Genomic DNA, 13612 nt, shown 5'->3' with positions numbered 1-13612 from the left:
TACATCAGACACACGGGCACGCATTTTGCATAGTAACGGCAAGGAGTCGGACTCCCACAATGCGATCTTGCCCGTGGTCTGCGATCTTGCGGGTGGTCCCTGGATCCTGCTTGCGATGGTGCCTGGATCTTGCCGGTGGTCGGGGTGGCCGGATTCGAACCGACGACCTTCCGCTCCCAAAGCGGACGCGCTACCAAGCTGCGCCACACCCCGTCGGTGCGACACGTAGGGTACATGCAGTCGGGCAGCGCATCGGCCGCATTCCGCGGGCGGCGCCGAACACGACACCGGGCGGCCGCAATGGGGTGTGCGGGCAGCGCCCACGACCCGCTACGATGCTTCACGTGCCGCCGGTCCCCGGACCTGCGGTGCGGCTGTGCGGGCGTAGCTCAATGGTAGAGCCCTAGTCTTCCAAACTAGCTACGCGGGTTCGATTCCCGTCGCCCGCTCCATGCTTGGGCCCGGTCCGGCGAATTCCTCGCCGGACCGGGCCTTTTGCGTTCCGTATGCGCTCCGCCGGTCCGCGGTCCGCCGCCCGTGACCGGAGCGCGGACCGGCGGACCGGCCGGAGTCAGAAGGAGATCTGGTTGATGGTCTCCGCTATCGAGTTCATGAACCTGGTGATCGACGGCGCCATGCCGGTCGATGCCAGGAAGAAGCCGAAGAGCGCCGCGACGATCGCCGGCCCGGGCTTGATCGAGCCGCCCCGGATCAGGACCACCAGGATGATCGCCAACATCAGCACCACAGACAGTGAAATGGCCACGACTGATCACACCCTTGGTCGGTCCGCCTTGCCGGCCCGGAGGTGTGCGGCCGAGCACTCCTCCGTCCCGTCCATCGTGCCACCAACTCCCCTGTGGTCGCTGCCGGGTGACGGGTCGAAGTGGCGGGATCTCGCCATCCTTGCGCCCCCGCGTGCATCCGGGGCGCACGGCCGCACGAGGGGTCGCACAGGGTCCCGCCCATGCCCCGCAAGTCCGCCGGCGACGTCCCGTATTCCTGTGAGCAGACTGTGAATCAGGCAATCGAAATCGCTTGCGAATGTGACGGTTTCCATATCCACACACTTCATCCACATGCAATTCCCAGGCTTGAGTGCGATTAAATTCACGCCCCTCAACACACTGCCGATATGCACCATTTAAGGTGGATGAATCGGTGCATAGCGGGCGGTTGTCGGTGGTTTCACTTTCGATTGGAGAGGAACACTCGATATCCCCTAGCGGTTTTACGAATTGCAATCGGGGCGTCTAAGGTGCATGAGATGTTCCACGCTCCGAACGTATTTCAGAGGGCCCCGCTCCCATCGGCGACCCGGGAGTCGGAACCCAGACACCGAGGGACGACGACCGCCACCGCGACACCCCCCGCACCGGTGGCGAACAAGCCTCCGGCCTCCGCGCCGGCGAAGCGACGTGATGCCTACTTCGACAACGTCAAATATCTGGCCATCGTGCTCGTCGCGGTGGCGCACTCGTGGGAACCGGTGATGGACGGCAGCCGGACCGCCCGGGCGCTGTACATGGTGGCGTACACCTTCCACATGCCGGCGTTCATCATCGTCTCCGGCTACTTCTCCCGCTCCTTCGACATGTCCGCCGCGAAGGTGAAGCGCCTGGTCACCGGCGTCGCCGTGCCCTATGTGGTGTTCGAGACGGCGTATTCGCTGTTCAAGCGGTACGCGGACGACGCGGCCGATCAGTCGATCAGCCTGATGGACCCCTGGTACCTGACGTGGTTCCTGATCGCGCTGTTCATCTGGCGGATCACCACACCGCTCTGGCAGGCGCTGCGCCATCCGCTGCCCGTCGCGCTCGTCATCGCCATGCTCGCCTCCCTCTCCCCGTCGATCGGCGACGACCTCGATCTCCAGCGCGTCCTGCAGTTCCTGCCGTTCTTCGTGCTGGGACTGCGGCTGAGGCCCGAGCACTTCGAGCTGGTGCGCCGGCGTGAGGTGCGGATGCTCGCGGTGCCGCTGTTCGCCGGGGCCCTGCTGTTCGCGTACTGGGTGGCGCCCCGCATGCAGCTGGGCTGGTTCTACCGCAGCAACAGCGCGCAGGAGATGGGTGCCCCGTGGTGGTCCGGTGCTGTGATGACGCTGGCGATGTTCGGCTGCGCGCTGCTGCTCACCATCGGGTTCCTGGCCTGGGTGCCGCGCCGCCACATGTGGTTCACGGTGCTCGGCGCCGGAACGATCTGCGGCTATCTGCTGCACGGCTTCCTGATCAAGGGAGCCGGGTACGCCGGGGTGTTCGATGTCTACGACTGGCTCGCGGCCCCCGTCGGCCTGGTGCTCGTCTCGGTGGTCGCGGCCGTCGCCGTGACGCTGATGTGCACGCCTCCGGTGCGGCGGGTGCTGCGCCCGGTGACGGAGCCGGACATGGACTGGGCGTTCCGGCGGGCCTCGGCCCGGCTCTGATCCGCTTCCCGGCCCGGCCCCCGCTCCAATCCGTTTCTCGGCCCGGCCCGGGCCGGAGCCGGGCCGGGCCGAGAAGTGGATCAGTCCTTCGCCGTGTTGGCTTGAACCGATTGCTCGGCGGGCGATTCGCCCGGGGTGAGCCCCAGCAGCGCCCGTACCTGCGCATACTTCTCGGTCAGCCGGGTACGGGTCGCCGGTTCCAGTACGGCCAGGCGGGCCGGGTCCGCGTTGTGCGCCAGATCGGACTCCTTGACCAGCAGCGCGCCCGGGGTGTCCAGGATGCGCCGGGTGTACGAACGAAGGTCCTCGCCGTCACGTTTGGTGACGGCGAGGACCATGTCCTTCACCTGCTGCGGCAGCGCGGCATCGGCCAGCCACCGGGCCGGCAGCGCGTCGTCCTCGACCGCGTCGTGCAGCCAGGCCGCGGCGATCTGTTCCTCGCTGCCGCCCCGGATCCGTACCCCTTCGGCGACGGCGGCGAGGTGTTCGGTGTACGGGCGTCCCGCCTTGTCCCGCTGTTCGGCGTGGGCCTCGCGGGCGATCGCCTCGACTTCGGCCAGGGTCAGGTGTGTCTGCGGCTCGGGCATGGCCCGACTCTACGGACGGGCGGCCGTCGTGCGCAGGGCGGCCCGGGCCGGGATCAGTGCGGCGGCTAGGCCGAGGCCGACGGTCACGGCAACGAAGGTCCCGAGCAGGACCGGCGGGATGTACGGCGATTCGCCCGTCAAGCCCTTCATCATCGGGAAGAGCGTGGCCATGGCGATCCCGGTGCCGAGCGCGGCGCCGGCCACCGTGACCAGCAGCGCCTCCCAGCGGATCATGCCCATGACCTGACGGCGGGTGGAGCCGACCAGGCGCAGCACGGTCAGTTCGCGGCGGCGGTCGAGGACGGTCATCACCAGGGTGTTGACGGCGGCGATGGCGGCGAATCCGCCGAGCACCGCGGCCATGACGGTGTTGGCCCAGGCGTTGAGCTCGCGGTCCTTGTCCTGTGCGGCGGCGTAGCCGGAGCGGTCGGTGACGGTGCCGAGCGCGGTGAGCTTCCGTGCGGCGGCGGGGGTGGCCCGCACCAGGATGTCGGTGGCGTACGGCGAGGTCATATGGGCCTTCAGGTCGGCCGCGGGGAACGTGACGAGGCTGGTACCGAGGCCGCGTCCGTAGACGGCGACGATCTTCGGTGACGCCTTGGTGCCGTCCGGGAGGCGCAGGGTCAGCCGGTCACCGGTCCCGGCCTTCGTGGCGTCGGCGAGGGTGGTGTCGATGGCGACGGTGCCGGGCCGCAGGCCGGTGAGCGATCCGGTCCGGACGTCGAGGTCCTGGACCTCGGCGAGGTCGCCGCCGGAGCCGGTGATCCCCTGGGCGGAGGTGCTCTGGAGCCTTCGGTCCCCGCCCGATCCGACGGGCACCAGGACGGAGCCGCGGAGCAGCCCGACGGCGGTCGTGACACCGGGTGTGGCGGCGGCCCGTTCGGTCGCGTCGGAGGCGAGTCCACCCGGGGCGGAGACGATGTGGTCGGCGGTGATGGCGTCGCGCTGCTGGTGGGCGATCACCCGCTCCTCGCTGGTCTGCATGAAGACGAGCGTGGAGGAGAAGGCCATGGCGAGCACGATCGGGGTGATCGCGGAGGCCAGGCGGCGCGAGTTCGTCCGGGAGTTGGCAGCGGCCAGCGAGCCCGACGCGCCGGCCGCGCGCAGTGGGAGGCCGATGACGGCGGCACAGATCCGGGCGATCAGCGGGCCGAGCAGGCCGACCGCGAGCATGAAGAACATGACGACGCCGAGTGCGGCGTTCGCCGCGTCCTCGCCGCTCGTGGACGCGGCGAGGCCCGCGAAGAGTCCGCCGCCGACGAGGGCGGCGACACCGAGCGGGGTGCGGATCCAGCCGAACGGGGGGCTTTCCACGGCGGACTGCGCGAGGGCCTGTCCCGGTTTGCTCTTCGACGGCTTGCGGGCGGCGAAGTATCCGGCGCTCAGCGCGGTGAGCATCGTGGCGGCCGTGGCGATGGTCAACGGCAGCCAGGACACGTGCAGTTCGACGGGCCCGGGGATGGCTCCCCGGGCCTGGAGCTGCCCGAACCACCATTGGGCCAGGGCGATTCCGGGCAGGCAGCCGAGCGCTCCGGCGAGCGGGGCGATGAGCAGGGATTCGGTGGCGATGGAGCGGCGCAGCTGGCGCGGGGTGGCGCCGATGGCGCGCAGCAGGGCGAACTCACGGCTGCGCTGGCCGACGGAGAGGGCGACCGTGCCTGCGGCGGTGAAGACGGCGACCATGGTGGCGACGCCGCCGAAGGATCCGCCGAGGCCGACGAGGAGTTCGGTGGCACCCGCGAGTTCCGCGTCCTCGACGGCGCCCCGGCCGTCACCGGTGTGGACCTCGGCACGGCCGGTGTGGCCGACGGCCTCGCGCACCTGACCGGCGAGGGTGTCGGCGGTGGTGCCCCGGGCGGCGAGCACGGCGATGGCGTCGACCCGGCCGGGGTGCCCGGAGAGCTGTACGGCCTGCCGGTCGGTGAACCAGACGGTGTCGTCGGTGGCGGTGGTGCCCGCGACGCGGAACTCGTGTGCGCCCGCGGGGGTGTCGAGGGTGATCCGCTCGCCGGCCCGGGCCCCGGTGCCGGTGGGGACGACGACTTCACCGGTCCCGGGCGCCTCGCCGGTGAGCAGCCGCGTACCGGTGAGGGCGGTGGAGCCCCAGCCGTGCGCGGTGAGGGGGGTGCCGCCGTGTCGCACGGGGTAGCTCACGTCCCCGATCGCGGCCGCCGCGCCGGGGGCCGAGGCGGCCTCGCCCACCAGGGATTCGGGGAGCCGCACGGTGTCCGGTACGGGTTGGGCGGCGTCGTACGCGCCCTCGCCGCTGCCGACCGTCATGTGGACCCGCTGGTCGGCGGCGACCACCACGGGGGCCTTCGCGTAGCGGTCCGCGGGGACGGAGGCGCGCAGGCCGGTCTCCAGCAGGATGCCGCAGGCGGAGACGATGGCCGCGGCGAGCAGGAGCGCGACGAAGGTCCCGATGAACGACGAGGGTTTGAAGCGGACGGCCGCGCGGGCGAGGCCGTTCGGGGCGTGCGGGGTGAACATCAGGCTGCTGCTCCGGCGTGCGTGGGGGCGGTCCGTGCGGTCAGGGCGGCCATCCGCGCGGCGACCCGGTCGGCGCCGGCACGCGGCAGGCGGTCCACGATCGTGCCGTCGGCGAGGAAGAGCACCTCGTCGGCGTAGGCGGCGGCGGTCGGGTCGTGGGTGACCATGACGACGGTGGCGCCGAGGCCGTCCACCGCGTTGCGGAGCAGGGCGAGGATCTCGGCGGCGGTGGTGGTGTCGAGGGCGCCGGTCGGCTCGTCGGCGAAGATCACGTCGGGCCGGGTGACCAGGGCGCGGGCGACCGCGACGCGCTGCTGCTGGCCGCCGGAGAGCTGGCTGGGGCGGCGGCCGCCCTTGTCGCCGAGGCCGACCCGGTCGAGCATCTCTGCGGCTTCGCGGCGGCTGCGGGCGGAGCCGGCGCGCTGTCCGGCCAGCCGCATGGGCAGCACGACGTTCTGCTCGACCGTGAGGGACGGCAGCAGGTTGAAGGACTGGAAGACGAAACCGAGGCGGGTGCGGCGCAGTGCGGTCAGCCGGTTCTCGCTCATGCCGGTGATCTCGGTGCCGCCGAGGCGTACGGAGCCCTCGGTGGGGCGGTCGAGTCCGGCCGCGCACTGGAGGAAGGTCGACTTGCCGGAGCCGGAGGGGCCCATGACGGCGGTGAAGGTGGCGCGCGGGAGGGCGAGGTCGATGCCCCGCAGCGCGTGGACGGCAAAGCCGCCCCGGCCGTACTGCCTGCGGACACCGCGCAGTTCGACGGCGAGGTCCGCGGGAACGCGTCCCCGGTGGAGGTCCGCCGTGTACTGCCCGTCCTGCGCGCGCTGCCCGGTGCGTCGCAGCCCCATGATGTCCGCCTTCCGTTGCCTGACGGCCGCTTCTTCGACCGTGAATCGAACCTACGGATCGGAGGTGGGCCGGGAACATGGCGGCTGCTGGCGGATCGGGGGTGGGGAAAACCCCAGGTCTGCCCTGGGGAAGACGGATCCGGGCAGGTCACGGCAGGGGCTTCGGTGCGGGTGCCCGGAGGCGAAGCACAGTTGCAAGGTCAATCGTTCGGTAAACTAATTACTGACGCTTTCTTGACGCTCTCTTGACCAAACGAAGGACCGGGCTCATCGGACACGCAGACACGCTCATCGCCATGGGCGGCGCCTTCCTGGCCGCCGCCGTTCTCGCCCGCGTCGGCAGCCGCATCGGACTGCCGACCATCCCCCTGTTCATCCTGGCCGGAATCCTGCTCGGCCCGCACACCCCCGGGATCGTGCTCGTCGCCGACCCGCACGAGCTGGAGATGCTCTCCGCGCTCGGTCTGGTGCTGCTGCTCTTCTACCTCGGTCTCGAATTCCACCTCGACGACCTCAAGACCGGCGGCCGCAAGATGCTCATCGCGGGCTCCGTCTATCTGGCGCTGAACGTCGGCGCCGGGCTCTCCTTCGGTTTCGTGCTGGGATGGGGCACTTCGGAGGCCCTCGTCCTGGCCGGGGTCATCGGGATCTCGTCGTCCGCCATCGTGACCAAGATCCTGGTCGACACGAAGCGCCTGGCCAGCCCGGAGACCAAGACGATCCTCGGCATCATCGTCGTCGACGACATCTTCCTCGCCCTTTATCTCGCCGCCCTGCAGCCGATCCTGTCGCGCTCGGACAGCCTCGCCGCCGCGGTGCTCGACGGGGGCAAGGCGTTCGGCTTCCTGCTGCTGCTGGCGCTCACCGCCCGGTTCGGTACGAAGCTCATCAGCAAGCTGATCCACACCTCGGACGACGAACTGCTCGTCATCTCCTTCCTCGGCGCCGCCGTGTTCGTGGCGGGGGTCTCCGAGTGGTTCGGGGTCGCGGACGCGATCGGCGCCTTCATGGTGGGTCTGATGCTCGGCAGCACGACGTCGGGCGGGCGCATCCTCAAGCTGGTCCATCCGCTGCGCGACGCCTTCGGGGCGATCTTCTTCTTCGCCTTCGGACTCTCCATCAACCCCGGCGATCTGCCGGGAGTGATGTGGCCGGTGCTGGCCGCCGTCGCGTTGACCGTGGCGATGAACATCCTCTCCGGCATGGTCTCCGCACGGGTCTACGGCTTCGGTCCGCAGGCCGCGGCGAACATCTCCACCACCCTGACGGCCCGCGGCGAATTCGCGCTGATCCTCGCCACGATGGCGGCCGGCGCCGGGTTGGACGAGCGGCTCCCGCCGTTCATCGCCGGGTACGTGCTCGTCCTCGCGGTTCTCTCCCCGCTCGCGGCCGGGCGCTCGCACTGGCTGGCCCGCATCCTGCCGGGCGGGCGGGCCCGGGGTGGGAACAGCGGTGACAGCGAGTCCGGGAAGCTCCCGGTCCCGGCCTGAGCCGGAGAGCCCCGGCGTTCCGGGTACGGGGGACGGACCTCGTCGGCCCCGTACCCGGAGGCGCCGGTGCCCCGCGGTTCAGGACCTGCGCGACAGCAGCAGCAGCGCCCGGTCGTCGTTCACGTCCTTGGCGCACGCCTCGATCAGGTGCCAGGCCGCGCCCTCGAAGCCGGTGGCGACATAGCGGTCGGCCTCCCCGGTCAGCCGGTCGATGCCCTCCGCGATATCGCGGTCGGACGCCTCGACCAGGCCGTCCGTGAACAGCATCAGTACGTCGCCGGGGGCCAGCGAGCCCTTCACGGCGTCGAACTGCGCCCCGTCGTACACCCCCAGCAGCGGCCCCTCGGCCGCCTTCTCCTCCCACTGGCCGCTGCCCGAGTGGAGCTGGAGGGCGGGCGGGTGTCCGGCCGACAGGAGTTCGTAGTCGCCCGATTCGAGGTCCAGGACCAGATGGATCGAGGTGGCGAACCCCTCGTCCCAGTCCTGGCGCAGCAGATAGCCGTTGGCCGCCGGCAGGAAGCCGTGCGGGGGCAGCGAGCCGAGCAGCCCGCCGAAGGCCCCGGACAGCAGGAGGGCGCGGGAGCCCGCGTCCATGCCCTTGCCGGAGACATCGGTGAGCACGGCCTCCAGGGTCCGTCCGCCGTTGGTCCGGGCGGCGACCACGAAGTCCCCGGAGAAGGACTGCCCGCCCGCCGGGCGCAGCGCCATCTCCCGGTGCCAGCCCTGCGGCAGCCGGGGCAGCGCGCTCTGCACCCGGATGCGTTCGCGCAGGTCGAAGAGCATGGTGCCACCACGCCGCCACGGCACTCCGACCCTGGCCCGGAACTGGGCGAGGATCAGCCCGAAGAAGCCGCAGGCCGCGACCACCAGGACGATTCCGGGGGTCACCCGGGCCGGGCCGTCGCCGTACGGCCCCAGTGCGAGCGACTCCACGATCAGGGCCGTGGCGGCGGTCGCGTACAGGCCCAGCAGGCTGGCCGGGCGCAGCAGCAGGCCGCCCGCGACGATCGGCAGGACGAGTGCGGCCGGTGAGCACCACACGGCGTTGAACAGGGTGGCGCAGGTGATGGCCGGAATGGTGAGCAGCAGACCGGCCAGCGCGATCCAGTCCGAGCCGTCGCCGCGGAAGTAGTCGACCCCGGACTTGCGCAGCGCGACGCGTGCCCGGTGCGCCGATTTCCGCAATCGGGCCGGGTACGTGTCTGCTCCTGCGCGACGGGCCATTGCGGGGACCCTATCTACCCGGCCGCCCGAGGTGCAGGGGGACCCCGTGACAATGCGTTCGAAATCGGGTCGCCCCGCCGTCCTGCCCCCTGGTAGGCATGGCCCATGACTACTGAGCTTCGCGTACTGCGTCCGTCCGAATGGAACCAATGGTTCGAGTGTCTGGAGCTGGCGTTCGGCGGGGACCCGGAGACTCCCGAGGAGCGCGAGCTGTTCGAGCAGCTGACCGAGCCCGAACGGTCGCTCGGTATCTGGGACGGTGACGACGCGGTCGGCACGGCGGGGGCGTTCAGCTTCCGGGTCGCCGTGCCGGGCGGGGCGCTGGTGCCCGCCGCCGCGATCACGATGGTGAGCGTCGCCTCCACACACCGCAGGCGCGGGCTGCTGACCTCGATGATGCGCCGGCAGCTGGACGACATCCGCGCGCTGGGCGAGCCGTTCGCCGTACTGACGGCCTCGGAACCGGCGATCTACGGCCGGTTCGGCTACGGCGCCGCCTCGCGGCAGATGTCCCTGACGATCGACAAGGACCGGGTCCGGCTGGACGTGCCGCCGGGCACGGACGAGGTGCGGCTGCGCCACGCGAAGCCGGACGAAGCGATGGCGGCGTGCGAGAGCGTGTACGAGCGGCTGGTCTCCGGCCGTCCCGGCGTCCCGGTCCACGCGCCCGGCTGGGAGCGCAAGCCCATGGTCGACCCGGTCGCCAACCGGCAGGGCTCCTCGGCGCAGCAGTGCGTGCTGGCGGAGCGGGACGGGGAGATCGTCGGCAATGTGACGTACCACATCAAGCCGGAGTGGGAGCCGTCCGGTCCCAAGGGCACCATCGTGGTCAACGACCTGGCCGCCCTGGACCCGGCGGCGTACGCGGCGCTGTGGCGGTTCGTCTTCGACATCGACCTGATGACGACGATCGTGGCCCGGAACCGGCCGGTCGACGACGCGGTGCTGCACCTGGTGTCGGACGTGCGGCGGTGCAACATCCTGATCCGCGATGCGCTCCATGTGCGCATTGTGGAGCTGGGGGCGGCGCTGGAGGCCCGGTCGTACCGGGGCCCGCTGGACGTGGTGTTCGAGGTGGAGGACGCGTTCTGCCCGTGGAACGCGGGGCGTTGGCGGCTCACGGCCGACGCGAAGGGCGCCGCGACGTGCCGGCGGACCGAGGATGCGGCCGATCTGGCGCTCTCGGTACGGGAGTTGGGCTCGGCGTATCTGGGCGGCGAGTCGCTGAGCTCGCTGGGGCTGGCCGGGCGGGTACGGGAGCTGCGGGCGGGCGCGCTGGCGGAGGCGTCGTCGGCGTTCCTGTCGGACACGGCGCCGTGGCTGCCGCGGGGGTTCTAGGACAGACCCTGGGGGCCTTCTATGCCTTCTGGCACCCCGGGCACCAGAAGAGATTGCGGGCGGCGAGATCGGCGGTACGGATCTCGCCGCCGCAGATGTGGCAGGACTGGCGGGCCCGGCGGTAGACGTACACCTCGCCGCCGTGGTCGTCGACGCGTGGCGGGCGCCCCATCGCCTCCGGCATGTGCTCGGGGCGGACCGTGTCGATCCGGTTGTTCCGCACGCCCTCGCGCATCAGCGCCACCAGGTCCGCCCAGATCGCGTCCCACTCCGCGCGCGTGAGGTCCCTGCCGAGGCGGTACGGGTCGATCCCGTGCCGGAACAGCACCTCCGCGCGGTAGACGTTGCCGACCCCCGCGATGACCTTCTGGTCCATCAGCAGGGCCGCGACGGTGATCCGGCTGCGGGAGATCCGCATCCAGGCCCGCTCGCCGTCCTCGTCGGTGCGCAGCGGGTCGGGCCCGAGGCGGTCGTGTATCGCGCGCTTCTCCGGGTCGGTGATGAGCGCGCAGGTCGTCGGGCCGCGCAGATCCGCGTGGTGCTCGTCGTTCAGCAGCCGCAGCCGGACCGTGTCGGTGGGCGGCGGGGCCGGGACCGTACCGAATCCGAGCTTGCCGAACAGGCCCAGGTGGATGTGGACCCAGCCGGTGCCTTCGAAGCCGAGGAAGAGGTGCTTGCCGTGGACGTCCACGTCGGTGAGGGGCCGGCCGTCGAGCAGCGCGGCACCGGCGGAGAACTTGCCCTGCGGGCTGCTCACCCGCACCGGACGCCCGGCGAACCTGTCCCGGTGGTCCGCGGCCAGGCGGTGGATCGTGTGTCCCTCGGGCACGGTGGCGGCTCTCCTCGGTGGGACTCGGTGAGATACGGGGCGGACATGGCTGTGCCGCCGGGCGCACCGGCGGCACAGGGGTGGAGGCCGGTCAGCCCTGCTGCGGGTGGTGGGCCGGGATCGGGGGGAGCTCGCCGGTGCTCTCGTACGCCGTCAGCATCTCGATGCGACGGGTGTGACGCTCCTCGCCGGAGTACGGGGTGGCGAGGAAGACCTCGACGAACTTGGTGGACTCCTCCACCGAGTGCATTCGGCCGCCGATGGCGACCACGTTGGCGTTGTTGTGCTCGCGGCCCAGGGCGGCGGTCTGCTCGCTCCAGGCCAGTGCGGCGCGGACGCCCTTGACCTTGTTGGCGGCGATCTGCTCGCCGTTGCCGGAGCCGCCGATCACGATGCCGAGGCTGTCCGCGTCCGCGGCCGTCCGCTCGGCGGCACGCAGGCAGAACGGCGGGTAGTCGTCCTGGGCGTCATAGATGTGGGGGCCGCAGTCGACGGCCTCGTGGCCCTGGGCCGTGAGCCACTCGACGAGGTGGTTCTTGAGTTCATAGCCGGCATGGTCCGAGCCGAGGTACACGCGCATGTTCCGAGTGTGGCACGTGCGACACGGGGTGGCCGTCATCGGGGTCGGAACCCTCCGGCCGGTTCACCCGGGACCCCCGCGGACCTCGTGTGATCGCGAAGTGCGGGCCGCGTGTGAGCAGGGTCACTACGGCAACGATCCGGTCAACGATTCGGAGGAAGGGGTTCCGCTTCTGCCGTCCGGCGGGCTTCAATGCATCACTCGCTGCCGCGCCCCACTGCGGCGGCCGGGCACGCATCGCGTGATCCGAGAACGTAAGGATTCGATCCATGACGTCGCAGACGACCACGGCCGGGCCGGGCCGGCAGCCCGGTGAGCCGGGCCGGTCGAAGGGGCCGGGCGCCCCGGACTCCCCCCACTCCTCGGACGGTCTCCAGCCGGGACTCAAGAACCGCCATCTCTCGATGATCGCCATCGGGGGTGTGATCGGCGCGGGCCTCTTCGTGGGCTCCGGCGCCGGTATCGCCGCCGCCGGACCCGCCATCCTGCTGTCGTACGCCCTGGTCGGCCTGATGGTCGTCTTCGTGATGCGGATGCTCGGCGAGATGGCCGCGGCCCGCCCCAGCTCGGGCTCCTTCTCCGCCTACGCCGACCAGGCGCTGGGCCGCTGGGCCGGTTTCTCGATCGGCTGGCTGTACTGGTTCTTCTGGGTCGTGGTGCTCGCCGTCGAGGCCACCGCGGGTGCCAAGATCCTGGAGGGCTGGGTGCCGGGCGTCCCGCAGTGGGCGTGGGCGCTGATAGTGATGCTGGTGCTGACCGCGACCAACCTGGTCTCGGTCGGGTCGTACGGCGAGTTCGAGTTCTGGTTCGCCGGGATCAAGGTCGTGGCGATCGGCGCGTTCGTGGTCGTCGGACTGCTCGCCGTCTTCGGGCTGCTGCCCGGTTCGGACAACCCCGGCCCGGGTCTCGCGCATCTCACCGACACCGGCGGGTTCTTCCCCGAGGGGCCGGGCGCCATCCTCACCGGTGTGCTGATGGTCGTCTTCTCCTTCATGGGCAGCGAGATCGTCACCCTCGCCGCCGGTGAGTCGGAGAACCCGCAGCGCGCCGTGCAGAAGGCCACCAACAGCGTGATCTGGCGGATCGCCGTCTTCTACCTGGGCTCGATCTTCATCGTGCTCACCCTGCTGCCGTGGAACGACGCGTCGATCGTGAAGGACGGCAGCTATGTCGCCGCCCTCAACTCCATCGGCATCCCGCACGCCGGACAGGTCATGAACGTCATCGTCCTGACCGCCGTGCTGTCGTGCCTGAACTCCGGCCTCTACACCGCCTCACGGATGGCCTTCTCACTCGGCGGCCGCGGGGACGCGCCGAAGGCGTTCGCCCGGACGAACAAGCGGGGCGTGCCGCAGGCCGCCATCCTGTCCTCGGTGGTCTTCGGCTTCGTCGCCGTGTTCTTCAACTACAAGTGGCCCGACACCGTCTTCCAGTTCCTGCTGAACTCCTCCGGTGCGGTCGCCCTGTTCGTCTGGCTGGTCATCTGCTTCACCCAGCTGCGGATGCGCGGCATGATCCTGCGCGAGTCGCCCGAGAAGCTGGTCGTACGGATGTGGCTCTTCCCGTACCTGACCTGGGCGACCATCGCGATGATCTCGTTCGTCCTGGTCTACATGCTGACCGACGACAGCGGACGTGAGCAGGTGCTGCTCTCGCTGCTCGTCGCGGCGCTGGTGGTGACCGTCTCGCTGGTCCGTGAGGCCAGGAACCGCCGGAACGGCACGGCCGCCAAGGCACCCGCCAATACCTGACGGCCGTTGTCAGGTTTACCGGAAAGGCTCTCCCTCGCAACGCCACCGCGCGAGCG

General features: G+C 70.7%; 11 protein-coding genes and 2 tRNA genes. 5 read left to right on the top strand and 8 right to left on the bottom strand.

What is annotated here, in order from left to right; translation table 11 throughout:
• Positions 1 to 136: 136 nt before the first annotated feature.
• Positions 137 to 213: transfer RNA gene (locus tag OHA19_RS26910), tRNA-Pro, on the bottom strand.
• A 165-nt stretch (positions 214 to 378) separates the two neighbouring features.
• Here OHA19_RS26910 and OHA19_RS26905 point away from each other — a divergent pair.
• Positions 379 to 452: transfer RNA gene (locus OHA19_RS26905), tRNA-Gly, on the top strand.
• A 119-nt stretch (positions 453 to 571) separates the two neighbouring features.
• Here the strand turns inward: OHA19_RS26905 and OHA19_RS26900 are convergent.
• Entirely contained in the window at positions 572 to 766 is a 195-nt protein-coding gene (locus OHA19_RS26900; protein ID WP_266733056.1) for a hypothetical protein, read from the bottom strand.
• Between the two features lie 501 nt (positions 767 to 1267).
• Between OHA19_RS26900 and OHA19_RS26895 the strand changes: the two genes are divergently transcribed.
• A complete protein-coding gene (locus OHA19_RS26895) occupies positions 1268 to 2422 on the top strand; it encodes an acyltransferase family protein (protein ID WP_405712603.1) in 1155 nt (384 codons plus the stop codon).
• A gap of 80 nt (positions 2423 to 2502) precedes the next feature.
• Here the strand turns inward: OHA19_RS26895 and OHA19_RS26890 are convergent, their stop codons facing one another.
• Genes OHA19_RS26890 through OHA19_RS26880 form a run of 3 tightly spaced genes read right to left on the bottom strand, consistent with a single transcriptional unit; the run spans position 2503 to position 6344 of the window.
• Entirely contained in the window at positions 2503 to 3009 is a 507-nt protein-coding gene (locus OHA19_RS26890) for an HD domain-containing protein (RefSeq protein WP_405712605.1), read from the bottom strand.
• Between the two features lie 9 nt (positions 3010 to 3018).
• Positions 3019 to 5499: an ABC transporter permease gene (locus OHA19_RS26885; protein WP_405712606.1), complete on the bottom strand. Its 2481-nt coding sequence runs from the start codon at positions 5497 to 5499 to the stop codon at positions 3019 to 3021.
• The gene (locus OHA19_RS26880; protein WP_405712608.1) at positions 5499 to 6344 is read right to left on the bottom strand and encodes an ABC transporter ATP-binding protein; all 846 of its coding nucleotides are present in this window, start codon (positions 6342 to 6344) and stop codon (positions 5499 to 5501) included. The genes OHA19_RS26885 and OHA19_RS26880 overlap by 1 nt, the downstream gene beginning before the upstream one ends.
• 296 nt (positions 6345 to 6640) lie before the next feature.
• Between OHA19_RS26880 and OHA19_RS26875 the strand changes: the two genes are divergently transcribed.
• Positions 6641 to 7834, top strand: coding sequence for a cation:proton antiporter (locus OHA19_RS26875; protein ID WP_405721450.1), 1194 nt, complete (start codon positions 6641 to 6643; stop codon positions 7832 to 7834).
• Between the two features lie 78 nt (positions 7835 to 7912).
• On the opposite strand, the gene OHA19_RS26870 is transcribed toward OHA19_RS26875, so the two are convergent.
• Positions 7913 to 9058, bottom strand: a complete 1146-nt coding sequence (locus OHA19_RS26870) for a PP2C family protein-serine/threonine phosphatase (RefSeq protein WP_405712610.1) — start codon at positions 9056 to 9058, stop codon at positions 7913 to 7915.
• A 105-nt stretch (positions 9059 to 9163) separates the two neighbouring features.
• Here OHA19_RS26870 and OHA19_RS26865 point away from each other — a divergent pair, with 105 nt between their 5' ends.
• Positions 9164 to 10396 (top strand): GNAT family N-acetyltransferase, encoded by a 1233-nt coding sequence (locus tag OHA19_RS26865; RefSeq protein WP_405751956.1) that lies wholly within the window; start codon positions 9164 to 9166, stop codon positions 10394 to 10396.
• 19 nt (positions 10397 to 10415) lie between these two features.
• Here OHA19_RS26865 and OHA19_RS26860 read toward each other — a convergent pair whose 3' ends face one another.
• Both OHA19_RS26860 and OHA19_RS26855 read right to left on the bottom strand, forming a co-directional pair.
• Complete coding sequence (locus tag OHA19_RS26860) at positions 10416 to 11225, bottom strand: Fpg/Nei family DNA glycosylase (RefSeq protein WP_405751954.1); 810 nt, start codon at positions 11223 to 11225, stop codon at positions 10416 to 10418.
• Between the two features lie 91 nt (positions 11226 to 11316).
• Complete coding sequence (locus OHA19_RS26855) at positions 11317 to 11805, bottom strand: ribose-5-phosphate isomerase (protein ID WP_405751951.1); 489 nt, start codon at positions 11803 to 11805, stop codon at positions 11317 to 11319.
• A gap of 269 nt (positions 11806 to 12074) precedes the next feature.
• Between OHA19_RS26855 and OHA19_RS26850 the strand changes: the two genes are divergently transcribed.
• Positions 12075 to 13556: an amino acid permease gene (locus tag OHA19_RS26850; RefSeq protein WP_405712617.1), complete on the top strand. Its 1482-nt coding sequence runs from the start codon at positions 12075 to 12077 to the stop codon at positions 13554 to 13556.
• Positions 13557 to 13612: the final 56 nt, after the last annotated feature.

It is taken from the genome of Streptomyces sp. NBC_00012 (assembly GCF_045040875.1).
GTDB lineage: Bacteria > Actinomycetota > Actinomycetes > Streptomycetales > Streptomycetaceae > Streptomyces.
Note: the sequence above shows the minus strand (reverse complement) of the source record. Positions and strands in the feature narration are given on the sequence as shown.